Annotated in this window: 26 protein-coding genes and 2 tRNA genes; 13 read left to right on the top strand and 15 right to left on the bottom strand. The window is 69.9% G+C overall.

The window, feature by feature from the left end:
- The first annotated feature begins 4 nt into the window (after window positions 1-4).
- Together ND450_RS24390 and ND450_RS24395 are read left to right on the top strand one after the other, a co-directional pair.
- The gene (locus ND450_RS24390) at window positions 5-1,480 is read left to right on the top strand and encodes a PKD domain-containing protein (RefSeq protein ID WP_253321009.1); all 1,476 of its coding nucleotides are present in this window, start codon (window positions 5-7) and stop codon (window positions 1,478-1,480) included.
- Window positions 1,481-1,599: 119 nt separating this feature from the next.
- Window positions 1,600-1,776 carry a hypothetical protein gene (locus ND450_RS24395; RefSeq protein ID WP_253321010.1) on the top strand — a complete coding sequence of 59 codons (177 nt, stop codon included), beginning with the start codon at window positions 1,600-1,602 and terminating at the stop codon, window positions 1,774-1,776.
- 71 nt (window positions 1,777-1,847) lie between these two features.
- Here the strand turns inward: ND450_RS24395 and ND450_RS24400 are convergent, their stop codons facing one another.
- Genes ND450_RS24400 through ND450_RS24410 form a run of 3 tightly spaced genes read right to left on the bottom strand, consistent with a single transcriptional unit; the run spans window position 1,848 to window position 6,010 of the window.
- A complete protein-coding gene (locus ND450_RS24400; RefSeq protein WP_253321011.1) occupies window positions 1,848-2,810 on the bottom strand; it encodes an ABC transporter substrate-binding protein in 963 nt (320 codons plus the stop codon).
- Between the two features lie 12 nt (window positions 2,811-2,822).
- Entirely contained in the window at window positions 2,823-4,769 is a 1,947-nt protein-coding gene (locus ND450_RS24405; protein ID WP_253321012.1) for an ABC transporter permease subunit, read from the bottom strand.
- Window positions 4,766-6,010, bottom strand: a complete 1,245-nt coding sequence (locus tag ND450_RS24410) for a glycine betaine/L-proline ABC transporter ATP-binding protein (protein ID WP_253321013.1) — start codon at window positions 6,008-6,010, stop codon at window positions 4,766-4,768. Before ND450_RS24410 ends, ND450_RS24405 begins: the two co-directional genes overlap by 4 nt.
- 21 nt (window positions 6,011-6,031) lie before the next feature.
- On the opposite strand from ND450_RS24410, the gene ND450_RS24415 reads away from it, so the two are divergent.
- Entirely contained in the window at window positions 6,032-6,970 is a 939-nt protein-coding gene (locus ND450_RS24415) for an ABC transporter substrate-binding protein (RefSeq protein ID WP_253321014.1), read from the top strand.
- 9 nt (window positions 6,971-6,979) lie between these two features.
- Here ND450_RS24415 and ND450_RS24420 read toward each other — a convergent pair whose 3' ends face one another.
- Window positions 6,980-8,734 (bottom strand): hypothetical protein, encoded by a 1,755-nt coding sequence (locus ND450_RS24420; RefSeq protein ID WP_253321015.1) that lies wholly within the window; start codon window positions 8,732-8,734, stop codon window positions 6,980-6,982.
- A gap of 19 nt (window positions 8,735-8,753) precedes the next feature.
- Here ND450_RS24420 and ND450_RS24425 point away from each other — a divergent pair, with 19 nt between their 5' ends.
- Entirely contained in the window at window positions 8,754-9,512 is a 759-nt protein-coding gene (locus tag ND450_RS24425) for a S9 family peptidase (protein WP_253321016.1), read from the top strand.
- A 58-nt stretch (window positions 9,513-9,570) separates the two neighbouring features.
- Here ND450_RS24425 and ND450_RS24430 read toward each other — a convergent pair.
- Window positions 9,571-9,644 (bottom strand) — tRNA-Pro (locus tag ND450_RS24430).
- Window positions 9,645-9,706: 62 nt separating this feature from the next.
- Between ND450_RS24430 and ND450_RS24435 the strand changes: the two genes are divergently transcribed.
- Window positions 9,707-9,777, top strand: a tRNA-Gly gene (locus ND450_RS24435).
- Between the two features lie 152 nt (window positions 9,778-9,929).
- Here ND450_RS24435 and ND450_RS24440 read toward each other — a convergent pair.
- Window positions 9,930-10,478: an NAD(P)-dependent oxidoreductase gene (locus ND450_RS24440; protein ID WP_253321017.1), complete on the bottom strand. Its 549-nt coding sequence runs from the start codon at window positions 10,476-10,478 to the stop codon at window positions 9,930-9,932.
- 57 nt (window positions 10,479-10,535) lie between these two features.
- Between ND450_RS24440 and ND450_RS24445 the strand changes: the two genes are divergently transcribed.
- From ND450_RS24445 to ND450_RS24455, 3 genes are all read left to right on the top strand, one after another.
- A complete protein-coding gene (locus ND450_RS24445) occupies window positions 10,536-10,835 on the top strand; it encodes a helix-turn-helix domain-containing protein (protein WP_253321018.1) in 300 nt (99 codons plus the stop codon).
- On the top strand, window positions 10,832-11,167 hold the full coding sequence (locus ND450_RS24450) for a VOC family protein (protein WP_253321019.1): 336 nt from the start codon (window positions 10,832-10,834) through the stop codon (window positions 11,165-11,167). The genes ND450_RS24445 and ND450_RS24450 overlap by 4 nt, the downstream gene beginning before the upstream one ends.
- Window positions 11,168-11,353: 186 nt before the next feature.
- The gene (locus tag ND450_RS24455) at window positions 11,354-11,689 is read left to right on the top strand and encodes a histidine triad nucleotide-binding protein (protein WP_371927407.1); all 336 of its coding nucleotides are present in this window, start codon (window positions 11,354-11,356) and stop codon (window positions 11,687-11,689) included.
- Here the strand turns inward: ND450_RS24455 and ND450_RS24460 are convergent.
- Both ND450_RS24460 and ND450_RS24465 read right to left on the bottom strand, forming a co-directional pair.
- On the bottom strand, window positions 11,670-12,278 hold the full coding sequence (locus ND450_RS24460) for an MBL fold metallo-hydrolase (RefSeq protein WP_253321021.1): 609 nt from the start codon (window positions 12,276-12,278) through the stop codon (window positions 11,670-11,672). The two genes, ND450_RS24455 and ND450_RS24460, sit on opposite strands and share 20 nt — an antisense overlap.
- Window positions 12,275-12,940 carry a 2-phosphosulfolactate phosphatase gene (locus ND450_RS24465; RefSeq protein ID WP_371927408.1) on the bottom strand — a complete coding sequence of 222 codons (666 nt, stop codon included), beginning with the start codon at window positions 12,938-12,940 and terminating at the stop codon, window positions 12,275-12,277. Before ND450_RS24465 ends, ND450_RS24460 begins: the two co-directional genes overlap by 4 nt.
- Before the next feature lie 26 nt (window positions 12,941-12,966).
- On the opposite strand from ND450_RS24465, the gene ND450_RS24470 reads away from it, so the two are divergent.
- Both ND450_RS24470 and ND450_RS24475 read left to right on the top strand, forming a co-directional pair.
- Window positions 12,967-13,416: a ribose-5-phosphate isomerase gene (locus ND450_RS24470; protein WP_253321023.1), complete on the top strand. Its 450-nt coding sequence runs from the start codon at window positions 12,967-12,969 to the stop codon at window positions 13,414-13,416.
- Window positions 13,416-14,216 (top strand): Fpg/Nei family DNA glycosylase, encoded by an 801-nt coding sequence (locus ND450_RS24475; protein WP_253321024.1) that lies wholly within the window; start codon window positions 13,416-13,418, stop codon window positions 14,214-14,216. The genes ND450_RS24470 and ND450_RS24475 overlap by 1 nt, the downstream gene beginning before the upstream one ends.
- Before the next feature lie 4 nt (window positions 14,217-14,220).
- Here ND450_RS24475 and ND450_RS24480 read toward each other — a convergent pair whose 3' ends face one another.
- From ND450_RS24480 to ND450_RS24500, 5 genes are all read right to left on the bottom strand, one after another.
- Complete coding sequence (locus ND450_RS24480; protein WP_089922196.1) at window positions 14,221-14,955, bottom strand: hypothetical protein; 735 nt, start codon at window positions 14,953-14,955, stop codon at window positions 14,221-14,223.
- 57 nt (window positions 14,956-15,012) lie between these two features.
- Complete coding sequence (locus ND450_RS24485) at window positions 15,013-16,227, bottom strand: GNAT family N-acetyltransferase (protein ID WP_253321025.1); 1,215 nt, start codon at window positions 16,225-16,227, stop codon at window positions 15,013-15,015.
- Between the two features lie 41 nt (window positions 16,228-16,268).
- Complete coding sequence (locus tag ND450_RS24490; RefSeq protein WP_253321026.1) at window positions 16,269-17,621, bottom strand: aldehyde dehydrogenase family protein; 1,353 nt, start codon at window positions 17,619-17,621, stop codon at window positions 16,269-16,271.
- 353 nt (window positions 17,622-17,974) lie between these two features.
- Window positions 17,975-18,835: a DNA-3-methyladenine glycosylase gene (locus ND450_RS24495; protein ID WP_253321027.1), complete on the bottom strand. Its 861-nt coding sequence runs from the start codon at window positions 18,833-18,835 to the stop codon at window positions 17,975-17,977.
- A gap of 41 nt (window positions 18,836-18,876) precedes the next feature.
- Window positions 18,877-19,485 carry a DsbA family protein gene (locus ND450_RS24500; protein WP_253321028.1) on the bottom strand — a complete coding sequence of 203 codons (609 nt, stop codon included), beginning with the start codon at window positions 19,483-19,485 and terminating at the stop codon, window positions 18,877-18,879.
- 173 nt (window positions 19,486-19,658) lie between these two features.
- On the opposite strand from ND450_RS24500, the gene pepN reads away from it, so the two are divergent.
- The 3 genes from pepN to ND450_RS24515 all read left to right on the top strand — a co-directional run bounded on the left by pepN (window position 19,659) and on the right by ND450_RS24515 (window position 24,289).
- Entirely contained in the window at window positions 19,659-22,220 is a 2,562-nt protein-coding gene (gene pepN, locus ND450_RS24505; protein WP_253321029.1) for an aminopeptidase N, read from the top strand.
- Window positions 22,221-22,286: 66 nt separating this feature from the next.
- Window positions 22,287-23,657: a GNAT family N-acetyltransferase gene (locus ND450_RS24510; RefSeq protein WP_253321030.1), complete on the top strand. Its 1,371-nt coding sequence runs from the start codon at window positions 22,287-22,289 to the stop codon at window positions 23,655-23,657.
- Complete coding sequence (locus ND450_RS24515; RefSeq protein ID WP_253321031.1) at window positions 23,654-24,289, top strand: GNAT family N-acetyltransferase; 636 nt, start codon at window positions 23,654-23,656, stop codon at window positions 24,287-24,289. The genes ND450_RS24510 and ND450_RS24515 overlap by 4 nt, the downstream gene beginning before the upstream one ends.
- A gap of 50 nt (window positions 24,290-24,339) precedes the next feature.
- Here the strand turns inward: ND450_RS24515 and ND450_RS24520 are convergent, their stop codons facing one another.
- Window positions 24,340-24,819 (bottom strand): DUF5130 family protein, encoded by a 480-nt coding sequence (locus ND450_RS24520; RefSeq protein WP_089922189.1) that lies wholly within the window; start codon window positions 24,817-24,819, stop codon window positions 24,340-24,342.
- Window positions 24,806-25,051, bottom strand: coding sequence for a hypothetical protein (locus ND450_RS24525; protein WP_253321032.1), 246 nt, complete (start codon window positions 25,049-25,051; stop codon window positions 24,806-24,808). Before ND450_RS24525 ends, ND450_RS24520 begins: the two co-directional genes overlap by 14 nt.
- Window positions 25,052-25,056 lie beyond the last annotated feature (5 nt).

A 25,056-nucleotide genomic window follows, 5' to 3' on the forward strand; every position in this document is an offset into this window, starting at 1 on the left:
AACCATGAGACTGTCCACGCGTTTGCGCGTGTCGGTCGTCGCGCTCGCCGCGGCGGTGACGGCGGCGCTGGCACCCGGTGTCGCGCACGCCGCCCCGCCCGCGGGCGACGACTTCGACACCGCCACCGAGATCACGGCGCTGCCGTTCAGCGCGACCATCGACACCACGGGCTCCACCAAGGCGCCGGACGACCCGACCTCCTGCTACTCCTACAGCCAGGGATCCGTGTGGCTCAAGTACACGGCTCCCAGCGACGGCATCGTCCGCGCGAAGGCGCAGAGCGGCCGCTACGGACCGCTCCTGTCCGTCCACACCGGACAGCGTGGCGCGTTGTCCATGGAGCCGGGCACCTGCACGTACAGCGTCGGCGGCGCCAAGTCGGTGCACGTCGAGGCGGGTAGGACCTACTACTTCCTGCTGGCCGAGTACTACGCGGGCGGGGGCGGCCCGGTGACGTTCACGCTCAACGCCTCCGCGCCGGAACCCAACGACAGCAGGGCTTCCGCCGCGGTGGCGTCCCTGCCGTCCACGTTCGACGGCGACCTGTCCCGGGCGACGGCCGAACCCGGCGAGGTGCCGCCGAGCTGCGACACCGCGGCGACCCGGTCCGTCTGGTACTCCTACACCACGACCCGCGACCGGTTCGTCCAGGTGGTCACGCAGCGGGCGTCGATCAGCGTGCACCTCGCCACGGACCTGTCCGAAGTGGACTGCGTGTCGTCCGAGGCCGAGGACCAGGGCGCGGTGTTCGCGGCCAAGGCGGGCCAGACCTACCTGGTGCGGCTGGCCGAGGACGCCGAAGACGCCGGCACGTTCACGGCGTGGCTCCAGACCGCTCCGGAGATCAGCCCGTTCACGTACGTCTCCGGCTTCCCGTCGGTGTACGCCGACCTGTGGTTCAACAACTACTCCGGCGACCCGGCCGGGCGGCCTCTCGTCAGCGGCACCGTCGACCTGGGTGACGGCACGACCCACCCGGTGACGACGCCCGTGTTCCAGCACCGCTACGCCGAGGACGGCACGTACCGGGTCGTCACGACCGGCACCACGGCCGACGGGCGCACCGGGTCGAGCGAGACCGAGGTCAAGGTCGAGACGCACGACGTGTCGATCGCGGCTCTGACCGTGCCCACGTCGGCACGGGCGGGTCAGACGAAGCCGATCAAGGTGTCCGTGGCGAACACCCGGTACGCCGAGGACGTCAAGGTCACGCTCTACAAGGTCGGCGTGAACGGCGCCTACGACCAGGAGATCGGGCACTCCACCCAGCGGGTGGCGGCGTCCCCGACCGGTCAGGTCGTGTTCCCGTTCGCCTACACCTACTCCGCTCAGGACGCGACCACGGGCGCGGTGACGTTCCGCGCGAAGGCCGTGATCGAGAACTGGTCGCCGGGTGACCCGAAGCCCGACGACAACGAGGCCCGCGCCACGACGGCCACCGTCCGGCCGGCGGCAGGCGGCAACGCACGAACCGACTGACCGGTCGCGGCCCCCGGGTAAGGGGTTCGCGGCGATGCCTTAGGTGATCGTCCGATGCAAGCGGCCACCCCTCAGGAGCACTCTCATCGTTGTCAGCAACGACCTGAGGAGTGAGTCGGATGGAGTGGACGCCCGAGGCGATCAAGGCGGAGATGGACTACCGGCAGGAAGCCCTGCGGGAGGACGCCCGCCGCGTGCAGGAGTACTACCGCAACGGCGGGAAGCCGCGGTCGTGGTGGCACCGGATGACGCACCGCCACGAGCCCGAGGTTCCCGCCGGACCGAAGGCCGCGTGATGCCACAACAGCAGCGGGGTGTGGTTCCTCTCGTCCAGGAACCACACCCCGCTGCCGTGCTCAGGCTCTGACTAGGCCTTGGGCAGCCACGCCTTGATCTTGTCGGCGTTGGCGTCCGCCCACTTCTTGGCGGCGTCCTCGGGCTTCATCTTGTCCTCGGCGATGTACCTCGCCACGGTGTTCTGGTCCTCGTTGGTCCACTTGAAGTTCTTGACCAGCTGGGCGGCGGGGCCGTTGGCGTCGGCGAACTTCTTCGACACGATCTTGTCGAGGTCGTAGTCGGGGTAGTCGCAGGCGATCTTCTCGGCGTCGGCGTCACACCCCGCGGTGTACGCGGGCAGCTTCACCTTCTCGAGCTTGATCTCGTTCAGCAGCCACTGCGGCGAGTAGAAGTAGCCGATGACCCACTTCTTGTCCTTCTCCGCCTGGCGGAAGGCCTGGATCAGCGCGGTCTCGCTGCCGCCGTAGACGACCTTGTAGTTCAGGTTCAGGTTCTTGACCAGGGCCTCGTCGTTGGTCACGAACGACGGGTCGCCGTCGAGCAGCTGGCCCTTGTCGCCGGACTCCGAGGTCTTGAACTGGTCCGCGTACTTGTTGAGGTTGTTCCAGTCCAGGATGTCGGGGTGCTCCTTGGCGAGCCACGGCGGCACGTACCAGCCGATCTGCCCCTTCACGCCCGTGGAACCCGCGCTGACGGCCGTCTTCTGCTCGTCGATGTACTTCTTGCGCAGGTCGTCGTGGCCCCAGTTCTCGACCACGGCGTCGACCTCACCGGTGCCGAAGCCCTGCCAGGCGACCTCTTCCTTCAGCTCCTTCTTGGTCACCTTGCACTTGAGCTCCTTCTCGGCCACGTGCGCGAGCACGGCCGCGTTCGCCTCGTAACCGACCCACGGGTTGATCGCGAGGTTGAACGTGCCGCAGTCGCCGGTCGCACCCGAGGAGGTGTCACCGACCTTGGCGCCACCGCAACCAGACAGAACCACGAGCGCCACGAGCCCCGCGCTCACAGTTCCGAGCACGCTGTGCCTTGCCACTGTCCAGACCTCCTAGTTGGTCCACCGCTTGGCGGCCGCCTGGGTGAGGCGGTCGAGCATGACGCCGAGCACGACGATCGCGACACCGGCCGCGAGCCCCTTGCCGTACAACTGGCCCTGCGAGAACCCGGCCACCACGTCGTAGCCGAGCGCGCCGGCACCGACGAGACCGCCGACGACGACCATCGAGAGCACGTAGATCAGGCCCTGGTTGGCGGCGAGCGTCAACGCTCCGCGCGCCATGGGCAGCTGCACCTTCACGATCGTCTGCCACGAGCTCGACCCCAGCGCCGTGGACGCCTCGACCGTTGCGGGCGACACCGCCCGGATGCCGTCCGCGATGATCTTGATGGCCACCGGTGCGGCGAACACCACCGCGGCGATGATCGCGGTGAAGCGCGACGCGGAGAACAACGCCAGGAACGGCACCAGGTAGACGAAGGCGGGCATGACCTGCGCCGCGTCGAGGACCGGGCGGATCACGCGGTCCACCCGCCTGCTGCGGCCCATCCACACGCCGACGACGACCCCGAGGACCATCACCAGGATCGTGGCGACCAGCGTGGACGCCAGCGTGATCATCGAGTCCTGCCACAGGCCGGTCGCGATCAGCAGCGCGACGCACGCGGCGGACACGACCGCGGACCGGACGCCGCCGACCAGGAACGACACCGCGACGACCACCAGCGCCACCAGGAACCACGGCGACTCGGCCAGCAGCGCCTGCAGCGGGTTGATCAACGCGAACGTGACGAAGTCCTTGAACCCGCCGGTGAGCACGGGAAGCGAGTCCTGCGCCCACTCCGTCACAGCCGTCGCGCCCTTGTTGATCGAGCTGCCGATCTCCACGTCCGACTGGAACTCCGCCGCCCACAGGTAGGTGTAGGAGAGGTAGACGCAGACGGCCGTCACGGCGGCACCGCCGAACAACGCCCAGCGCGGAAGCCCGCGGCGCTCGTTCGCGGCGGCGGTCGTGACGCGGTCCAGCACGATGGCCAGCACCACGATCGCGAGGCCCGCGTTGAACGCCGTGCCGACGTCGAGGGTCTGCAGCGCCTTCACGACGGTCTTGCCGAGGCCCGGCGCGTCGATCAGCGCGGCGATCGTGACCATGGCCAGCGCGGCCATGATCGTCTGGTTGACGCCGAGCACGATGGTCTTGCGCGCGGACGGCAGCAGCACCTTCACGAGCGTCTGGTTCCGCGTCGCGCCGAGGGACTCGCTCGCCTCGACGGTGTTGCGCGGCACCGAGCGGATGGCGTGCGCGGTGATCCGGATCGCCGGCGGGGCGGCGTAGATCAGCGTCGCGATGGTCGCGGACGCCGGCCCGATCAGGAAGAACAGCGTGAGCGGCGCCAGGTAGACGAACGTCGGCATCGTCTGCATGAAGTCGAGCACCGGCGTCAGGAGCCGGTGGGCCCGGTCGGACAGGCCCGCCCAGATCCCCAGCGGGATGCCGATGAGCAGCGAGATCACGACGGCCGCGAGGGTCAGCGAGAGCGTGTCCATGCTCTCCTGCCACAACCCCTGCAGGCCGAGGAACACGAAGCCCGCGACGGCGAGCAGCGCGACCCGCCAGCCGGCGACCGCGAGGCTCACGAAGCCCGCGATCGCGACCACGCCGAGCCAGCCGATCACCGGCACCGGCCTGCCGAACGACGGCTGCGCGATCAGGGCCTGAACGAACGTCACGAACTCGTCGATGACGAGCCGGATCTCGTTGAAGAAGTACAGGAACACGGGGTTCGAGTTCCTGGACGCGCCGACGGCGTCGTTGACGTCGTTGATCCAGCGGTGCAGCGGCGTCAGGTCGGCGGCGCCGAGCGAGAGCGTCCAGACGTTGCGGAACAGCACCCACAGCACCAGCCAGACGACGACGATCCCGGCGAGGACCAGCGACTTCCTGTGCTGCAACGCCCTGGGCTGCGAGGTGGGGACGGCGACGGCTACCAAGATCACGCCTCCCCGGCCACGACCCCGAGGATCTCCTCGTCTGCGACGACCCCGAGCAGTTCGCCGTCACGGACGACCTTCACCGGCCTGCCCGCGCTCAGCACGCTGCGCACCGCTTCCCGCACCACGGTTTCCGGCGCCAGCTCGGGGCCGTCGAGGTCGTCGTCGGGCCGCGGCGGCCGCATGATCCACTTCAGCGTCAGCACGTTCGAGCGGGGCACGTCCCTCACGAAGTCGCGCACGTAGTCGTCCGCCGGCGCGCCGACGAGCTCGTCCCCGGTGCCGACCTGCACGACCTTGCCGTCGCGCATGATCAGGATGCGGTCGCCCAGCTTGAGGGCCTCGCTCAGGTCGTGGGTGATGAAGACCATCGTCTTGCCGACCTCGCGGTGCAGCCTGATGACCTCGGACTGCATGTCGCGCCGGATCAGCGGGTCGAGCGCGGAGAAGGGTTCGTCGAAGAACAGGACGTCGGGGTCGCCCGCGAGTGCGCGCGCCAGGCCGACGCGTTGTTGCATACCACCGGAAAGTTGATCCGGAAAGGACTTCTCGTAACCGGTCAGCCCCACCAGGTCGATCACTTCCTGGGAGCGCTCCCCACGTTTCGCGCGCGGTACCCCGCGGATTTCCAGGCCGTAACCGACGTTGTCGGCGACCGTCCTGTGCGGAAGCAGACCGAAGTGCTGAAAGACCATGGAGAACTTGTTCCTGCGCAGGTCTCGCAGACGTTTCGCGTCCGCTTCGAGAATGTTCTCGCCTTCGAACGTGATCGTTCCAGCGGTCGGTTCCACGAGCCTCGTGAGACAACGGACCAGTGTGGACTTGCCCGAACCGGACAATCCCATGACGACGAACATCTCACCGGGAGCGACGTCGAAGTCCACTCCGCGCACGGCGGCGACGGCACCGGTCCGGTCCATCAACTCCTGCCGTGACAACGCTTTGAGCTCGTCCGATGCCGCCACCCGAGCTGCGCTGGGGCCAAAAACCTTCCACAGGTCCCTGACCGAAATCACGGGATCCACGCCAAACCACTCCGACCTGTTGCGGACTGCGCACACCGTTTCTCGATGCGCGACAGCATTGACCTTCACACGAGTACGGTCAAGGGCCGATACAAACCTGATCCTTTGTGGACAACCGGTCATCCCATGACTTGACGCGATCTCACGGATGGGGAAAAGCTGAACTGAGCGGTCTTCTTGCCCCGCTTCTTCCCCTCCGATGAGGAGCTGTTGTTCGTGCAAGCGCCCAGAATCGCTCTGGCAATGACGCTCGTGTTGACGATTGCCGGTTGTGGCGGTGGTTCAACGGCATCACCGCGCTCCAGTTCGGCAGCACCCACCGAGCCCTGCGACTCGATCACCATCGCGGTCAACCCGTGGGTCGGCTACGAGGCGAACGCGGCCGTGGTCGCGTACCTCGCCGAGAAGCGGCTCGGCTGCAAGGTGACGAAGAAGGAGGTCGACGAGCAGACCGCCTGGCAGGGCCTCGACTCCGGCGAGATCGACGTGATCCTCGAGAACTGGGGACACGAGGACCTGAAGCAGAAGTACATCGACGAGAAGCGCTCCGCCGTGCGGGTCGGCCCGTCCGGCAACAAGGGAGTGATCGGCTGGTACGTGCCTCCGTGGATGAAGAAGGAGTTCCCGGACATCACGAACTGGCAGAACCTGAACAAGTACGCCGAGAAGTTCAGGACGGCGCAGTCCGAGGGCAAGGGCCAGGTGCTCGACGGCGACCCGTCGTTCGTCACCAACGACGAGGCCCTCGTCAAGAACCTGGACCTGAACTACAAGGTCGTCTACGCGGGCAGCGAGGAAGCGCTGATCAAGGCGTTCCGCCAGGCCCAGGAGAAGAAGACGCCGCTGATCGGCTACTTCTTCGAGCCGCAGTGGCTGCACCTCGACATCGAGCTGGTCAAGGTCGACCTGCCGCAGTACCAGGCCGGGTGCGACGCGGACGCGGCCAAGGTCGCCTGCGACTACCCGCGCTACGAACTCGACAAGATCGCGTCCAAGAAGTTCATGGACAAGGGCGGCCCCGCGGCACGGCTCGTCCAGAACTTCCAGTGGAGCAACGACGAGCAGGACACGGTCGCGTCGTTCATCGCGAAGTACAAGATGTCGCCCGACGAGGCGGCGAAGCGGTGGGTCGAGGCGAACCCGGACCGGGTCGAGGACTGGCTCACCAAGGCCAAGCCGTAACTTTCGGCCTCAACTCCTCCCCCGCGACCACCACTTCTCGTCAGGCCCGGAGATGTCCTCGACGCTGAGCCTCCGGACCGATCCCGCCCGCTTGAGCCGGGCGACCAGCTGGTCCTGCCGTTGCGCGAGCCGGCGGTAGATCTCCACGGCGGAGGTCTCCCGCCGGCCCTGCCGCCTCTCGACGGTCCGCCAGTTGCCGAGGAACTCGAGCGTGAGGTCCGCCACGGCCTGTCCGGCGTGCGCGGTGAGCGTGTCGGTCGGCGAGGCGAACCTCCCGGCGTGGAACGCGAGGTTCCTGGTGACGTAGAGCCACTCCAGCAGCGCGGCGGCGGTGTCCTCCTGTTCGCGCAGCCAGGCCGCGAGCGCCTTCGAGTCGGCGAGCCTGCCCCGCCACAGTTCGACGAGGTCCCGCACCAGACCGCCCTCGCTCTCCGCGAGCGCGGTCACGGCCTCCTGGGCGGCTGCGAGCGGCGCGTGCGGGCGGGTGTGCGGGATCAGCACCTCGAGCCACGAGTCGACCGACTTCAGGTGGTGCTTCACGCCGGTGGTCGGCACCTGCGCGTCGAGCGGCCCGCGCAGCCCGGAGTCGTGGTTGGTGACCACGACGTGCAGGCTGACGAGGTGCTGCCGCAGCATCTGCAGCGCACAGCCCTTGGCGAGCCACGCGATCTTGCCCGGGTCGAGCCCCGTCGCCTCCAGCGCGCTCCACGCGAGCCCGGCGCCCGCCATCGGCGCGTCGACCTGACGCGCGAGGTTCGCCACCCGCATCGCGCTGCGCAGCTCCTCGGGCCAGTACGCGGTGAGCGGGTAGGCGTTGTTCACGGTCCGCTGGTGCTCGGCGCCCCGCGTGACCCGCCCACTCGGCCCGCTGACCTGCCAGAGCGGCGCGATGTGCAACTCGGTGAGCCGCTCCCCCGCCGCGTACTGGTCGAGCACCTCGCTCAGCACCCGGCGCCCGCGCAGCGCGGCCGTGTGCACGTCCGCCGCCTCGACCGGCAGCCGCACCAGCACCGACGACCCGGTGACGGCGTCCTTGAGGAAGTCGTCCTTCGGCAACCTGGTGCGGTGCAACGGCTCCTGCCGCGCCTGTGGCAACAGCTCGTCCAGGTGCCTGAGGTGCCGTGCACCCCGGACCACGAGCGCCACGACGTGCCGTTGTTCGCGCGGCCACAGCAACGCGGTCAGGTCGCCGGGCTTCTTGAGCCACCGCAACAGATCCGCGCGCAGGTTCCCGCCGTCCCGCCCGTGCACCGCCACGACGACGGCGACCTCGGCGATCATCCTGGCGCGCAACGGAAGCGCGACACCGTTCCACAGTGGAGCGACCCACCCCTTGACGGCCTCCGCCAGCGCGTCCGGATCGAGCTTCGCGGCCGCCGCTGCCGTGACCTGCGGATCCAGCTTCTGCCCGTCCTCGGCGATGGCCGCGTCGACGCCCTTGAGGATCCTGCGCGCTCCGGCGAGTTCGCCCGCCCCGCCGTGGACGAATGCCGGCTTGGCCGCGTCCGTGCACGCCAGCGAGGTGGTGATGATGCGGCGCAGGAGGTTCCACCGGGGCTGGTCCTCCGTCGCGTGGCTCTCCAACGCCGTCCGCGCACGCGTGACCGCGAGCACGGCACTGGTCAGCCCGGCCACGTGCTCCCCGAGGTGCGCGTCCGGATCCAGCGCCCGCAACACGCCCTGCAGCAACGCCCGCTGCCCGCGATCGAGCCCGGCGTCGTCGAACGCCTGCCGCAGCCGGCCGTCGAGGTACTGGTAACGCACGTGACGCACCATAGAGGTCATGAACAACCGGAAAGCGGTCTTCGAGGGCACCCACGGCCAGGAACTCGCGGGCCGCCTGGAACTGCCCGAGGGGGACGTGGTCGCCACCGCGGTGTTCGCGCACTGCTTCACCTGCGGCAAGGACTCGGTGGCGGCAACCCGCATAGCCCGCAGGCTCGCCGAACGAGGCGTGGCCGTGCTGCGGTTCGACTTCACCGGCCTCGGCCAGTCCGGCGGCGACTTCGCCAACACCACCTTCACCTCGAACGTCGACGACCTCGTCTGCGCCGCACACCACCTGCGCGACACGATCGGCGCTCCCAGCGTCCTCATCGGACACTCCCTGGGCGGCACCGCGGTCCTGTCCGCCGCACACCAGATCCCGGAGGCACGCGCGGTCGTCACGATCGGAGCCCCCTTCGACACCTCCCACGTCGAGCACCTCTTCGGCTCGTCGAAGTCGCGGATCGAGGCGGAAGGCGTGGCCGAGGTGCTGCTGGCCGGCCGCCCGTTCCGCATCAGCAACGACTTCCTGCTCGACATCAACCAGCAGAACCAGACGGCGTGCATCTCCGGCCTGCGCCGGGCCCTGCTCGTCATGCACTCCCCGCAGGACGACACGGTGGGCATCGAGAACGCGCGGCTCGTCTTCGACTCGGCCCGGCACCCGAAGTCGTTCGTGGCGCTGGACGGGGCCGACCACCTGCTGACCGATCGGGCCGACGCGGGCTACGTGGCGGAGGTGCTGGCGGCCTGGGTGAGCCGGTACCTGGCCTAGGAGGCCGGACGTCGAAAGCCCCCGACGGCACGTGTCGTCGAGGGCTTTCGTCAACCGATCGGGGCGACAGGATTTGAACCTGCGACCCCCCGCTCCCAAAGCGGGTGCGCTACCAAACTGCGCCACGCCCCGGTTGCAACCAGCTTACCGCCACCCGCTAAAGTAACGACCGCAGCCCCACACAGGGCGGCAACGCGGGCGTAGCTCAATGGTAGAGCCCTAGTCTTCCAAACTAGCTACGCGGGTTCGATTCCCGTCGCCCGCTCGTGACCGAGGCCGACTCGTGTCTGCGGAGGGCGCAGACCGGGTCGGTCTCTTGCATTTTCTTCTGGGGGCCGAGCCCCCAGACCCCCACGCCGGGGGCCCGCCCCCGGACCCCCATCTCCCCTGGCCGGCCAGTCCAAGCAGTGACTTAGGTCACGCTGAGGCTATGCCCAGCTGCGTGTGGCGGTGGGTTGGGTGGTCGATCTCGTTTACCACTGCCAGGGCGAAGTCCTCATAGGTCAGGGTGTCGGACGGGGTCGCCTGGCTCAGGCGGTAGCGGCCCGTCGGGGTGCCGCCGAAGTTGCCCGCCGGGCTCATCACCAGCCAGTCCGCGGTGGACGCCGCCAGCACCTCCACTCCTGCCGCGTGGCCCAGGCAGAACGGCCGGAACTCCGCCGGGAAGTCCGGGGAGTCGACCACGCGCACGCCCGGTGCCGTTTCGAGGAGGGTGTAGATGCCGACCACGATGATGCGGCCCGCTCCGGAGGCGACCAGCGCGCGGGAGACCTCCGTGTAGAACTCCGCCGGGTCCCGTGCCAGGTCGACCACCGAGCTCACCGCCACGTCGTGGTTCGCCGCCACGTCCGGTCGCACGCCGGGGTCGCGACCGACCCTGGTCACCTCGTGGCCGCGGGCCTGCGCGGTGTTCGCGATCTGGAGGCCCGCTCTGCCGGACGCACCGAAAACAACGATCTTCGCCATGAGCGCGAAGGTAGGGTGCGGACAGCCGGTTTCCGCAACGATATCGGGGGTGAGCAGGTGGAATGCACGCACGACCTGCCGTACCGCATCGGTGACAAGTGGACCGCGCACGTGTTGCGGGCGTTGCAGGACGGGCGGCGGCGGTTCACGCAGCTCCGTGCCGAGATGCCGTGGGTGACGCCCAAGGTGCTCGCCGAGACGTTGCGGGCGATGGAGCGCGACGGGACGGTTTCGCGCGAGGCGTTCGTGGAGAACCCGCCGCGGGTCGAGTACGAGCTGACGGCGCGGGGGCACAAGGTGCTCGGACTGCTCGACCTCTGTTGTGACTGGGCCCGAGAGAACCTGGTGGAGACGTGAGGCTGGAACAGATCGTCATCGACAGCAACGACCCGGGCAGGCTCGTCCGGTTCTGGGCGGAACTGCTCGGCGGTGAGCCGGTGAACCGCGAGCTCGGGTGGGCGCACGTCGAACCGCCCGGCGGGGTGCGGATGTCGTTCCAGCCCGTGCCCGAGCGCAAGGACGTGAAGAACCGGTTCCACCTCGACTTCGAGGTCGACGACATCGAGGCCGCGGTCGTGAGGGCGGTGAGCCTCGGCGCCACCCGCGAAGGTGTCGTGCACACCGACGAGAAGGGCAGCTTCCAGGTCATGCGCGACCCGGAGGGCAACGAGTTCTGCTTCGTCCACTGAGGAACTAGTGGAACGCCCGCCAGAGCGCCTCACCGAAGCGGATCGCGAGGACCAGGAGCAGCACGCCGATCGCGAGACTGATGAGGCACCGCACGACCACCAGCAGTTTGGCGCCCTTCACGCGGACATGGTTCACCGTCGGCGGGCATGAACGACAGGGCCGATCGGTACCAATACGATGCGGGCGTGACCGACTGCCTGTTCTGCCGCATCGTCGCGGGCGAGATCCCGGCGAGCGTCGTGACCGAGACCGACACGACGCTCGCGTTCCGCGACATCGACCCCAAGGCGCCCACGCACGTTCTGGTGATCCCCAAGGAGCACCACGCGGCGATCGGCGACGTCGACCCGGTGCTCGCGGGGCAGGTTCTCGCCACCGCGCACCAGGTGGCGAAGGCCGAGGGGATCGACGAGTCCGGCTACCGGCTCGTCTTCAACACAGGCAAGGACGGCGGCCAGACCGTCTTCCACGTGCACTGCCACGTCCTGGGCGGGCGCGGCCTCACGTGGCCTCCGGGATAGCCATCTCCCTCACGAACCGGGCGTCGACCGGGTCCCCGTGGCCCGGCACGACGACGCGCGGGTCCAGTTCCAGCAGCCGGTCGAGGACGTGGCGCCAGTTCGACGGCGTCGCGTCCGGACCCGCCTGAGCGGGCGCGCCCTGCTCCACCAGGTCACCCGCGAACACGACACCGCAGTCCGGCACGTGCACGACCACGTCGTGCGAGGTGTGCGCGGGACCGAAGTGGTGCAGGTCGACGCGCCGCCCGCCCACGTCCAGCGTGACGGTGTCGCGGAACGTGTGCGTGGGCGCGACGAGAGTGCCGGTGAAGGGGTCGTCGTAGTACTTCGCCCGGTCTTCGAGCAGCCCGGAGTCCACGACGCAGTCCTCGTGCGCCCACACCTCGCACGGCAGGAACGCCTCGGTCGCCAGCACGTGGTCGAAGTGGTTGTGCGTCAACACGATCCGGGACGGACGCACCTCGCGTGCCAACGCGACGTCCATGCCGGAGTCGACGAGCAGCGACTCGCCGAACCCCACGACGAGCCCGAGCGTCAGGTCGAGTTCGGCGTGCCGGCGGACGAACACGCCCGGAGCGATCCCGATCACCGCAGGACCCCGTCGACCAGCACGGGGACGGCGCTGCTGACGTTGATCCGCACCGCGAGGTCGACGTCGGCGCGGTGGCCGTTCTCGACCAGCTCCCGGCCCGACCCGCAGCCCCGCACCGCGGCCGGCACGTCGGTGGTCCGGAACGCGGTGGCCGCGAGCCGCGCCTCCGGCGACGCCTTCCCCGCCAGCGCCGCGATGACCGCGCCCGCACCCAGGTAGTCCTCGACGCACGGGCGCAACGGCCCGAACTCGCGCGGACCCGAGTGGAGGACGTCGAGGCCCCAGCGCTCGCCGCCGGGGACCACCCCGATGGTCTTCCCCAGCTCCTGGGCCCTCCTGGCGACGGCGGACGCGTTGCGCAGGCACGCCGCGAGCACGTGTGCGCCGGTCTCCCCCGCGAGCGCGCAGAGGTTCGACCCGTTCGGCGACGGCAGCTCGACCAGCCCGGTCGCGTCGACGAGTGACGCTGGTCGCAAAGTCCGGCCCGAAGCGGGCTTCCAGCGGGACGGGCGCACCTGGCCCCCGTTGCCGACGACCAGGTCGACGGACGTCGTGAACGACAGGACGTCCACGACGACCAGCACGTCGCAGTCCCGCAGCGCGTGGACGCCCTCGGGCCCCCATTCCAGCTTCAGCTGGTACCCCTCTTGGCTGAACACACACACCAGCGTGTCAGACTCGTGACGTGCGCGTTTATCTGGCAGCAGACCACGCTGGCTTCGAGCTGAAGTCCCACCTGTCCAAGGCTCTCACCGAGCAGGGCTACGAGGTCGTCGACGTCGGCGCCCACGAGTACGACGCCCAGGACGACTACGTGTCGTTCTGCGTCGACGCCGCCGAGAAGGTCGTCGCCGACCCCGGCAGCCTGGGCGTCGTCATCGGCGGCTCCGGCAACGGCGAGCAGATCGCCGCGAACAAGGTGAAGGGCGCCCGCGCGGCACTGGCGTGGAACGTCGACACCGCGCAGCTCGCCCGTCAGCACAACGACGCCAACCTGGTCGGCATCGGCGCCCGCCAGCACACGACCGAGGAGGCGACCGAGATCGTGTCGGAGTTCCTCAGGACGCCGTTCTCGGGTGAGCCGCGCCACCAGCGCCGCATCGACCAGGTCAGCGCCTACGAGAACAGGGCCTGATGCCCGAAGGCCACACGCTGCACCGCCTCGCGCGGCTGCACCAGCGCCGGTACGCGGGCGGGCCCGTCGCCGTCACGAGTCCACAGGGGCGCTTCGCGGCGTCCCTTGTGGACGGGCGGAAGCTCGTCCGCGCCGAGGCGCACGGTAAGCACCTGTTCCACGTGTACGGCCCGGACGCGATCGTGCACGTCCACCTCGGCCTGTACGGCACGTTCACCGAGTCGCCGCTGCCGGTCCTGCTGCCCGTGGGCCAGGTCCGCATGCGGATGGTCGGCGAGACGCACTGGACGGACCTGCGCGGCCCGACGGCGTGCGAGGTGCTGAACAAGGCCGAGGTCAAGGCGATCCGCGACCGGCTCGGGCCCGACCCCTTGCGCCGCGACGCCGACCCGGACCGCGCCTACGAGCGGATCATCCGGTCGAAGCAGTCGCTGGCCGTGCTGCTGATGGACCAGAGCGTCCTCGCGGGCGTCGGCAACGTCTACCGCGCCGAGGTGCTGTTCCGGCACAACGTGAACCCGATGCTGACCGGCACCAAGGTGAGCCGCGAGCTGTGGGACGCGATCTGGGCCGACCTCGTCGTGCTCATGAAGGACGGCGTGAAGGTCGGGCAGATCAACACCGTGCGCCGCGAGCACATGCCGAAGGCCATGGGCCGGGCGCCGCGCGTGGACCGGCACGGCGGTGAGGTGTACGTCTACCGCCGCGCCGGGGAGCCGTGCTTCCTCTGCGGCACCGAGGTCCTGACCACCGAACTCGCGGGTCGCAACCTCTTCTGGTGCCCGGTCTGCCAGCCGTAGCGGGCTAGAAGTCGAACCCGCCGCCCATGTCGCCGAAGTCGAAGCCCCCGGTGTCGCCCATGTCGACGGCGTCGGAGACACCGCCCATGTCCCCCATGTCGCCCATGCCCATGTCGCCCATGCCGTAGTCGCCGACGCCGTGCATGCCGGAGAACATGGCGTCCATCAGCAGGAACGTGCCCACGCCCCAGGCGCCGGCCACGAGCGCGGGCTTCCACCACGGCTCGGAGTACCAGCCACGCGGCACCGGACGTCCGGCGACCATGCCACCGGGGTAGTAGTAGGGCGTGCCCGAACCGGAGTGCGGCGACGCGGCGTACTGGTGGCCCTCGACGCTGACCTGGCGGTCCTCGCTGACGGCACCCGCCTGCTTCTGGCCGGCGCTCTCGGGCAGGGCGGGACCGGGGTCCATGTCCATGGCCTGCCGGGCCGCGCGCACGTAGTGCAGGCCCTCCATCGCGGTCTCGGTGACCAGCTTGGCCTGCGGGATCGTGCGGGCCTGCTCCATCTGCGACCCGGCGGCGGTGAAGCGCTCGGACGCGTCGGCCAGCGCCTGCGTCGCGGCGGCGTTGCTGCCGGTGAGGCTCATCACCTGCCCGCCCAGCCGCTCGACCCAGCGACGTGCCTCCGCCTTGGCGTCGTCGAGCTCCCGCGCCTTGCGCGCGTTGCTCTGACTGACCAGGTAGAACACACCAGCGACCAGCAGTACCAGCACTACGACCCACACGACGGTGCCCACGGCATTACCTCCCACACCAGGTGATCCGTCAACGAGCAACAACGGCCGTGAGTTCCGTCAGAACACCTCGGGGCAATGTGGCTCACGTGTGCCGAGGAACGCCAACGTCAGCGCGTCCACGTGTCCGGGCGTGTGCTCGACCACGCGGTGTGCGTGCCTGAGCACGGAAAGCCGTGGCCCGCCGAGGAAAACACTGCCGAGCGCGGCGACGTCCAGCGACACGTCCGCCGGGTCCTCGGTGCGCGTGACCGCCGCCTCCCCGTTCTTCACCGTGAGGCGCCAACGGCCGGAGTTCCACGGGCAGAACGAGTCCTCGACCTCCAGCACGCTGTCCACATCGGACGAGTACGCGCGTAGCGGCAGCGCCCGGTCGACGTCGACGATCCGGATCCACAGCGCGTCGGTCGCCTCGCGGCGGACCTTCCGCGGGTTGTCGACCATGTGCAGAATCGGGTCGTCCCAGGCGGTGTAGAAGGAGATGCTCGCCGCCAGGTCCATGTCCAGCAGGAACCGGTAGAGGTCGGCGTACGCCTGGTCCGTCTCGCAAACGAGCTCGCGGACGTGCAGTTCGTTGGCCGGACCGCCGGAATCCCCCGCGTACTTGACCCGGAACACCACGTACCCCTCGGGGTGCAGGGCGTACCGGTAGGAGGTGAGCCCGTTGCGGTCGACCTCGCGGTCCCCCAGCTGCACGTCCCACGTCTGCTCGACCCGGCTCACCCAACCGACCCGCTTGCGCCACACCCTTTCGTGGATCTCGCGCATGACCGGCAGCGCTTCTTCTCGCGTCACCTGACGGATCCGTGCGTCGCTCACATGCACGTTGCTGTGGAACGGCATACGCGTCGGCATCGTCAGCATGGCGAGGCTTGTGGCGTATTCGCCGTACCCGTACCTGCGGTAGATCGCCCCCTCGGACGCCCACAGCATCGCGACCGCCTCACCGTTCTCGTGCATGCCGTGCAGCTGCGTCTTCATCAGCAGCGAAGCCACGCCACGACGCCGATGGCCGGGTTTCACCGACACGACGGTCACGGCTCCGGCCGGGGCTTGGCGTTCACCCGGAACGGTGATCTGCCGACTCAGGATCCCGGCGGTGCCGATCATCTCGTCGCCGTCGAACACCGCGTGCGCCCGGTCCGGTTCGAGGACCTTGAGCCACTTGCTGTCCTCCCCCGCCGGATCGCTGAGGAAGGCCCACGCCATCACCCCCTGGAAGTCGCGGAGGTCGGCTTCGGTGATGGTCCGGATGCTCAGCGCCGAGTCAGCCATGCCCGCAGTGATACGCGCGTGCGGCGCCGCGCGCAGCTCAATTACCGCTGGACCGACTTGACCTCGCAGAACTCGTCCAGCCCGAACCGCCCGAACTCGCGGCCGTTGCCCGACTGCCGGTACCCGCCGAACGGCGCGCTCGTGTTGAACGCGGCCGCGTTGATGTCGACCTGCCCGGTGCGGAGCCTCCTCGCGACCCGCAGCGCCCGGTCGGTGTCCGCGGAGAACACGGCACCCGCCAGTCCGTAGATGGTCGAGTTCGCGATGCGCACCGCGTCGGCCTCGTCGGCGTACGGCATGACCGACAGCACCGGCCCGAAGATCTCCTCCTGCGCGATGGTCATCTCCGGCGTCACGCCCCCGAACACCGTCGGCGTGACGTAGAAACCGCGCGGCAGCGGGGCTTCCGGCCCACCGGCGGCGAGCGTCGCCCCCTCCTCGACACCCTTGCGGATGTAGCCGAAGACGCGGTCGCGCTGCGCCTTCGACACCGCCGGCCCGATCCGCGTCGACGGCTCAGCGGGGTCGGCCGGGGTGTACTTCTTCGCCGCCTGGGCGGCCAGCTCGACCGCCTCGTCGTGGCGTTCGGCGGGCACCAGCAGCCGGGTCCACGCGCTGCACGCCTGGCCGTTGTTCATGAACGAGTTCGCGACCGCGATCTTCACCGCGCGCCCGAGGTCGGCGTCGTCGAGCACGATGCACGCGGACTTGCCGCCCAGCTCGAGCGCCACCCGCTTGACCGTCTCCGCGGCCACGGCGGACACCCGCCGCCCCGCCTTCGTCGAGCCGGTGAACGACACCATGTCGACGTCCGGGTGAGCGGCCAGCGCCTCCCCGACGACCGGCCCGGTGCCGTGGACGAGCTGGAACACGTCCGGCGGAGTCGCGCCGGCGATGATCTCGGCGAGCAGGTCGGCGGTCCCCCGCGCGAGCTCGCTCGGCTTGAGCACCACGGTGTTACCCGCGGCGAGCGCCGGGACGACCTTCGCGACCATCTGCTGCAGCGGAAAGTTCCACGGCGTGATCGCCGCGACGACCCCGACCGGCTCGCGGAAGACCAGCGAGTTGCCGATCTCCTCCGGTTCGAAGTAGCCGGCCTCCAGCACCTTCGCGACGCCTTCGGCGATCGAAACGGGGTTCGCGACCTGCACCTTCTGGCTGAAGGTGAGGGGCGTGCCCATCTCGCGGGTCATGGTGGCGGCCAGTTCGTCCGCGCGCTCCTTCAGGCCGTCGATGATCGCCTGGACGGCCTTGGCGCGTTCCTCGACCGGGGTCTCCGACCACGCGGGGAAGGCCTGGACGGCCTTGGCCACGGCCGCGTCCACGTCGGCCGGTGTGCCTTCGGGGAGCGTGCCGATGACTTCCTCGGTGGCGGGGTTGACGACCTCGATCACGAGAGCCCTCCAGGCGGATGTGACACCACTGCGCTGACAGCAGGTCAGCCTGTCACATCGGCTGGCGGCGGTCACGTCGGAGTGGGGCGGGGATGGGGCGGGGCGGGGATGGGCGGGGGTCGGGGTGGAGATGGGGGCGGAGTTGCAGAGGCGGCGGGCAAGCCCACGCCGGAAGCGCGGTACGGCTGTCGCGACGCGGTTCAGCGAGGCAGGGCTGGGCCGGGCGCGACTCAGCGAGACGCGAGCTCGGCCAGGCGCGACTCCGCAAGACGCGGCTCAGCCAAGCGCGGGCTCGGCCGGACGCGGCTCAGCGAAGCGCCGTTCAGCCAAGCGCCGCTCAGCCACGGCGCGGCTCAGCCAGGCACGGCCTCGGCCTGCGCACCTGCCGGCACCCCTGCCAGCCGCCGCTCCCGCAACACCCGCAGGTGCACCGAAGCCCACGTCCGGTAAGGCCGCCAAGCCTCCGACACCTCGGCCAGCGGCCTGCCGTACCGCTCCGCCACCTCGTCGCTGAGCCGGGCCTCGTTGTGCGGCACGGCGTCCGGGGCGTTGGCCCCGCGCAGCACCACCAGCTCCGCCGCGAACGGCCCCAGCCCCTTGACCTGCTGCACCTCCAGCACGGCGGCGGCCGGCTTCAGGGCACGCAGGCGAGGGCCGTCCAGCACCCCGTCCAGCGCGGCCTCGGCCACCGCCCGCAGGTACTCGGCCTTGCGGCCGGGTAGGTCGAGGGCGGCACCGCGCAGCTCCGCCGGTGGGATGAACACCCCGTCACGGAGCAGCGAGGCCTTCAGGGCGGCCGCCTGCGACATGCGGATCCGCTGGGCCAGCACCGACCACGCCGCCGCCTCGTACGGCGAGTAGAAGCCGCACGGCCGCAAGCCGGGCAACGACGATTGGGCGAGAGCTATGACCGGGTCTCGCAGACCTACGTCGGGCCACGCGCGGCCGTCGACGTCCAGGGACAGGAAGCGGCACACCTGCGCCGCCGCGCGGTCGAGGTCGCCGGCGCCGGACAGCGACAGAACAGCAGTGGCGCCGTGCTGGGTCACGGAGACCGAAGCACGGCGCCACTCACCTTCGACCAGGAAGGTCGCCTCCAGCGCCTCGCCCGTGCGCTCGGGGAGCGCGGACGGGGTGAAGCCCTCCCAGAACGCGCGGGAGGTGGCCAGCGACCAAGGGCCCTGGACTGCGACTTCGACGCGGTGAACTGCCATGTCAGGGACGGTAGCGAGCACCCCTGACAGAAAATCCGGGCTCAGCTGAAGTCGAGGTCACCCGTCCGGGTGCGCTTCAGCTCGAAGAAGTACGGGTAGCCGGCCAGCAGCCGGGCGCCGTCGAAGATCGTGCCCGCCTCCTCGCCCCGCGGGATCTTCGTCAGCACCGGGCCGAAGAACGCGACGCCGTCGATGTGGATGGTCGGCGTGCCGACGTCCATGCCGACCGGGTCCATGCCGCGGTGGTGCGAGGCCCGCAGCGCCTCGTCGTACTCGGTCGAGTCGGCGGCCTCGGCGAGCTCGGCGGGCAGGCCGGCCTCCTCGAGCGCCTTCGGGATGACCTCGTCGAAGTCCTTGATGCCCTCGTTGTGGATGCGCGTGCCCAGCGCCGTGTACAGCTTCGGCAGCACCTCGTTGCCGAACTTCTGCTCGGCGGCGATGGCCACGCGGACCGGACCCCAGCCCTTCGTCATGAGCTCCTTGTACTGCTCGGGCAGGTCACGGCCCTCGTTCAGCACGGAAAGACTCATCACGTGGAAGCTCAGGTCGATGTCGCGGACCTTCTCCACCTCGAGGATCCACCGGGAGGTGATCCAGGCGAACGGACAAAGAGGGTCGAAGTAGAAGTCGACCTTCGCCTTGTCGGCCATGCGTGCCCCTTCGGTCGCGTTCTGTCGCGTCGGGTGCGGTTATCGCCCCATCAGCCCAACCAGATCACCCTGTCATCTCTTCCCGTACGCCGGTTCCGTGATTGGATGCGGGAGTCATAACCATTCCCGACGACGTCAGCGCGTAACCAAACGCGTGGCAGACGAGGTGACCAGTGGCCGCGCCCAACCTCACCCGCGACCAGGCTCAGGACCGTGCTGAGCTGCTGGAAGTGGAGTCCTACCGGATCGAGCTGGACCTGACCGACGGCGGCGGAAAGCCGGGTACGGACACGTTCCGCTCCACCACCACCGTGGTGTTCCGCAGCCGGACTCCGGGTGCTTCCTCGTGGATCGACATCGTGGCGGCGACCGTGCACCGCGCTGTGCTCAACGGGAGCGAGATCGACGTCTCCGACTACCGCGAGGAGGACGGCATCAGGCTGCCGGACCTCGCGGAGACCAACGAGCTCACGATCGAGGCCGACTGCCGGTACATGAACACCGGCGAGGGTCTGCACCGCTTCGTCGACCCGGTCGACGGCGGTGTGTACCTGTACTCGCAGTTCGAGACCGCGGACGCCAAGCGCATGTTCGCGTGCTTCGACCAGCCCGACCTCAAGTCCGTCTACTCCATGCAGGTGACGGCACCGCACGACTGGAAGGTCATCTCGAACGGCGAGATCACCGCCACCGAGGACGGCGAGGGCGGCTCGGCCGTTCACACGTTCGCGACCACCAAGCCGATGTCGACCTACATCGTGGCCCTGGTCGCCGGCCCGTACGCCGAGTGGCGCGACGAGTTCGTCGAGGGCGACTTCAAGATCCCGCTCGGCATCTACTGCCGCGCCTCGCTCGCCCCGCACATGGACCACGAGCGGCTGTTCACGGAGACCAAGCAGGGCTTCGGGTTCTTCCACAAGGCGTTCGGGGTGCAGTACCCGTTCGGCAAGTACGACCAGTGCTTCGTGCCGGAGTTCAACGCGGGCGCGATGGAGAACGCGGGCTGCGTCACGTTCCTCGAGGACTACGTCTTCCGCAGCCGCGTCACGCGCTACCTCTACGAGCGCCGCGCCGAGACCGTGCTGCACGAGATGGCGCACATGTGGTTCGGCGACCTGGTCACCATGCGCTGGTGGGACGACCTGTGGCTGAACGAGTCGTTCGCCACCTGGGCGTCCGTGCTCGCGCAGGCCGAGGCCACCGAGTACCGCCAGGCCTGGACGACGTTCGCGAAGATCGAGAAGTCGTGGGCGTACCGGCAGGACCAGCTGCCGTCCACGCACCCGGTCGCCGCGGACATCTCCGACGTGCAGGCGGTCGAGGTCAACTTCGACGGCATCACCTACGCCAAGGGCGCTTCGGTCCTCAAGCAGCTCGTCGCGTACGTCGGGCTGGAGAACTTCCTGGCGGGCCTGCGGGTCTACTTCGCCAAGCACGCCTGGGGCAACGCGACCCTCGCGGACCTGCTGGGCGCGCTGGAGGAGGCGTCGGGCCGCGACCTGTCGTGGTGGAGCGCGCAGTGGCTGGAGACGACGGGCCTGAACCTGTTGCGCCCCAAGTTCACCGTGGACGCCGACGGCAAGTTCACCGAGTTCGCCGTGCTGCAGGGCGGCGCGCGTCCGGGTGCCGGCGAGCTGCGCACGCACCGCATCGCGATCGGCGTCTACGACGACGACGGCTCCGGCAAGCTCGTCCGCACGCACCGCCACGAGCTGGACGTGACGGGCGACCGCACCGAGGTCCCCGAGCTCGTCGGCGTGCACCGCGGCAAGATCGTGCTGGTCAACGACGACGACCTGACGTACTGCACGATGCGCCTCGACCCCGACTCGCTGGCCGGGCTGATCGACCACATCTCGGACATCGCCGAACCGCTGCCGCGCACGCTGTGCTGGTCGGCCGCGTGGGAGATGACCCGCGAGGCCGAGCTCAAGGCCCGCGACTTCGTGAACCTGGTCCTCGGCGGCCTGGGCTCGGAGTCCGAGGTCGGTGTGGTGCAACGCCTTCTGCTGCAGGCCCAGACCTCGCTGTCGTCCTACGCGGACAGCTCGTGGCGGGCGGAGGGCTGGCGCCGGTTCGTGGCGAAGGCCCTCGAACTGGCCCAGGCGGCCGAGCCGGGTTCCGACCACCAGCTGGCGTTCGTGAACGCGCTGGCCTCGTCGGTGCTCGACGACGCCACGGTCGAGGTCCTGCGCGGCTGGTACGACGGTTCCGCGAGCCTGGAGGGCCTGGAGGTCGACACCGACCTGCGCTGGCGCCTGCTGCAGGCGCTCGTCGCGCACGGCAAGGCCGACCTGGCGGAGATCACCGCCGAGGAGGAGCGCGACCCGACCTCCACCGGCCACCGCCGCGCCCAGTCGACGCGCGCGCTGCGCCCGACCAAGGAGGCCAAGGACGAGGCCTGGGACCGCGCCGTGAACGACGACGAGCTGCCCAACGCGGTCAGCGAGGCGATCATCGCGGGCATCTCGCACCCCGGCCAGAAGGAGCTGCTCGCGCCGTACGTCGAGCGCTACTTCGCCGACGTCAAGGGCGTGTGGGACCGCCGCTCGTCCGAGCGCGCGCAGTCGATGGTCGTGGGCATGTTCCCGGCGTGGTCGATCGCGAAGTCCACTGTGGACGCCGCTGACGCGTGGCTGGCCGACGAGCACCCGCCGGCCCTGCGCCGCCTGGTGTCCGAGGGCAGGGCGGGCATCGTGCGCGCACTGGCCGCGCAGGAGTTCGACCGCTCCTGAAATCGCTTGGAGGGGAAGGCCCCGTGCCGCTTTGATGGCGGCACGGGGCCTTCCCGTCTCCCGGGGGTGCGTTTGTTCGGCTACGAGGTCGTGCGCGGCGGTGGTGAGGTCCTGACCAGGGCGACGGACGTCGAGGGCCTGTCCGGGGACGTCGTGACGCTGATCGGGTGCGACACCCCGTACCGCCTCCTGCCCTGCGACAGCGGTGTGGCGCTCCGCGTCCTCGACCGCGACGGCCGGGTGCTCGACCTCGCCGGGATCGTGCTGGACGTCGTGTCGGTGGTCCCGTCCGCCGCGGGTGAGGACCTGTCCGACGTCGTGCTCGACCAGTCCCGCCGCGACGAAGTCCCGGTGCTGGGCCACCGTCCCCCGCCCGCCGCACGCGAGGTGTGGCGCCTGTGGCGGGAGGGCGTGCCGGCGGAGCGGAACCTGTGGGCACCACTGGGTTCCGAGGGCCGGAGGTGGTGGAACGAGGTCGCTCTCAGGACACCCCACGTGCACCCCTCGGCCGGTGTGCACGTGGTCGACGGCACGTACGCCACCGACGAACACGGCCTGCACCTGGCGTTGTGCGAGGCGCTCGTCGGGCCCGGCCACTCCCTCGGTGAGGCGTACTCGATCACGCCGGTGCGCGAGAACTGGTGGTTCCTGCCGGGGATCGAGCTCGTGTGGCAGGCGGCGGAGGTGGCGTACGAGGCCGTTCCCGACCACTTCCTCGGACTGCTGAAGTACCTGCGGCGCAACGGTGTCGCGGTAAAACTGTCCACGGCGGAACTGGAGCGGCGGCTCGAGCTGTGCGTGGAGCTCGGCGTGCTGGTCGACCGCTGGGTCGCGGGCTGGTCGAGGGCGGAGTCGCTGGAACCGCACCCGTTGCTGGACAACTGGCACGTCTGGGCCGACCTGCCCGGGAGGCGGGAGGAACGGATCCTCGCCGGTGACGCGAACGTGGTGGCCCACGCCGAGGACGTCCGGCTCTCGTTCGTGCCGACCAGGCTGACGGTGCCGACCACGGTGCCGGACGAGGTGACCCGGGTGGCCGAGAAGGCCGGACTCGTGGTCCACGACCGGCAGACCTTCTTGAGGCGCGGCCTCTTCGACCACCCGAAGCCGAGACCTCCCGAGGGCTGCTCGGTGCGGGTCACGCCAGGAGAGGTGATCGAGGTCGTGGCGTCGCTCGGCGGCGAGGACGTCGCGAGCGGACTGATCGCCGTCGTGGGCGAGGACGCCGTGCCGCACCGCCTCAGGACGAAGCCGGGGCACCGGGGCCGGGGACTCGGCAGCCTGGTGATGAACGTGCTGGTCGAGGAGGCCGTCAGGGCCGGCGCACAGGAGGGGCTGGTGTTCGCGAACGCGGACGGCCTGCGGCTGTGCCGGAAGCTGGGCTGGTACAGGATCTCCGACGTGGTGATCGCGTCCAACGGCGAGGGGGAAGCATGATCGGCGAACTGGTGGAGCGCTGGCACCGCGGCTGGATCGCGGCCGACGGGCTGACGTCCGAGCACCGCGACGGCCACCTGGTCGTCCACGTGAACCGGCCGCACCGGGTGTTCGAGTGGATCGCGACGGACGACGCGGAGACCGCCGCGCTGGCCGCGGTCGTGGCCGCGTCCGCCGAACCGAACTGGCTGAGCGTCCCCACGCACTCACCGGAGAAGGTGATCGCGGAGCTCGAAGCCGCCGGTCTGGTCGTGGCACGGCCGGACGAGACGTTCATGCGGCGCGACCTGGCGGGTCACCCGGCGCCGGAACCGCCCGCGGGGTACGTCGTGGAGGTGACCGGGGACGCGGTGATCGGCGTGCGGGTGCTGGCGGACGGTGAGGTGGCGGCGAGCGGGCTGATGGCCGTCGTCGGGGAGGACGCCGTCGCCCACCGCATCGAGACCGCGGAGACACATCGGCGGCGTGGCCTGGGCAGCGTCGTGATGGGCGCGTTGATCACCGAGGCGCTGGCCAGGGGCGCGGTGACGGGGCTGCTGTTCGCCTCGACCGACGGCGTGCACCTGTACCGCAGGCTGGGCTGGGAGAAGATCTCCGACCTCGTGGTGGCCCAGAACGCCGTCAGCCCGTGAACACGCGAACGCCCCCGGTGCGGCACCGGGGGCGGTTCGGAGGAGCAGGATCAGGAACGGGTCGTGCTGCCGGCCTGGTCGGTCAGCATGCGCAGGCCCGAGATGAGGCCGCCCGCGAGGTCGCCCTCCTTGAAGGACGCGACCATGCTCATCACCGCGAGCTTGGCGCCGCGGTCGGCGAGACGGCGGTGGGACTCCTCGCCCGTCACGACCTCGACGACGCGCTCGCCCGGCGACACGGCCACGAGGACGTGGTGCGACGGGCGCTCGGTGGAGCCGTGCAGCTCCTGAGCGCGCTCGTGGGCGTTCGAGCCGAGCTCGCCCAGGTACACGCTGAAGTCGAGGCCCGTGGTGCGGCTGGAGAGCGTCAGCGCCTCGTCCAGCTGCGCGAGCTGGGCCGGCGTGAACGGCAGCTCCGGCGCGTGCGGCTCGTACATCTTCGCCGCGGACACCCGGCCGCTGTTCGTCACGACGGCACCGAGCGGCAGCGACGCCGGGTCGACGGCCTCGATCGCCTTACCAGTTGCCACGTGCGCCTCCCTTGGCGGTCGAGCCCGCGGTACCGGGCTCGGCGACGCTGTGGTGCTCCGCGCTCAACCCAGCCGGGTTCGCGCTCCACCACACCGGGGCGTAGCCCCACTCCTGGCCGGGCCTGTACCGGGGAATCCGGGTGGCCTTTGGCCTCACCGTCAGCAGCGTGATCACGCCGTAGATCGCCAGCGGGATCAGCGCGAAGACGAGAACGGTCTCCACGATGGTCACGGCGG

Source organism: Lentzea sp. HUAS12 (assembly GCF_024125735.1).
Lineage (GTDB): Bacteria > Actinomycetota > Actinomycetes > Mycobacteriales > Pseudonocardiaceae > Lentzea > Lentzea albida.

Coding starts and splice junctions, on each gene's coding strand:
- ND450_RS24390 (WP_253321009.1), top strand. CDS start 5: ATGAGACTGTCCACGCGTTTGCGCGTGTCGGTCGTCGCGCTCGCCGCG.
- ND450_RS24395 (WP_253321010.1), top strand. CDS start 1,600: ATGGAGTGGACGCCCGAGGCGATCAAGGCGGAGATGGACTACCGGCAG.
- ND450_RS24415 (WP_253321014.1), top strand. CDS start 6,032: ATGACGCTCGTGTTGACGATTGCCGGTTGTGGCGGTGGTTCAACGGCA.
- ND450_RS24425 (WP_253321016.1), top strand. CDS start 8,754: ATGAACAACCGGAAAGCGGTCTTCGAGGGCACCCACGGCCAGGAACTC.
- ND450_RS24440 (WP_253321017.1), bottom strand. CDS start 10,478: ATGGCGAAGATCGTTGTTTTCGGTGCGTCCGGCAGAGCGGGCCTCCAG.
- ND450_RS24475 (WP_253321024.1), top strand. CDS start 13,416: ATGCCCGAAGGCCACACGCTGCACCGCCTCGCGCGGCTGCACCAGCGC.
- ND450_RS24485 (WP_253321025.1), bottom strand. CDS start 16,227: ATGGCTGACTCGGCGCTGAGCATCCGGACCATCACCGAAGCCGACCTC.
- ND450_RS24495 (WP_253321027.1), bottom strand. CDS start 18,835: ATGGCAGTTCACCGCGTCGAAGTCGCAGTCCAGGGCCCTTGGTCGCTG.
- ND450_RS24500 (WP_253321028.1), bottom strand. CDS start 19,485: ATGGCCGACAAGGCGAAGGTCGACTTCTACTTCGACCCTCTTTGTCCG.
- ND450_RS24515 (WP_253321031.1), top strand. CDS start 23,654: ATGATCGGCGAACTGGTGGAGCGCTGGCACCGCGGCTGGATCGCGGCC.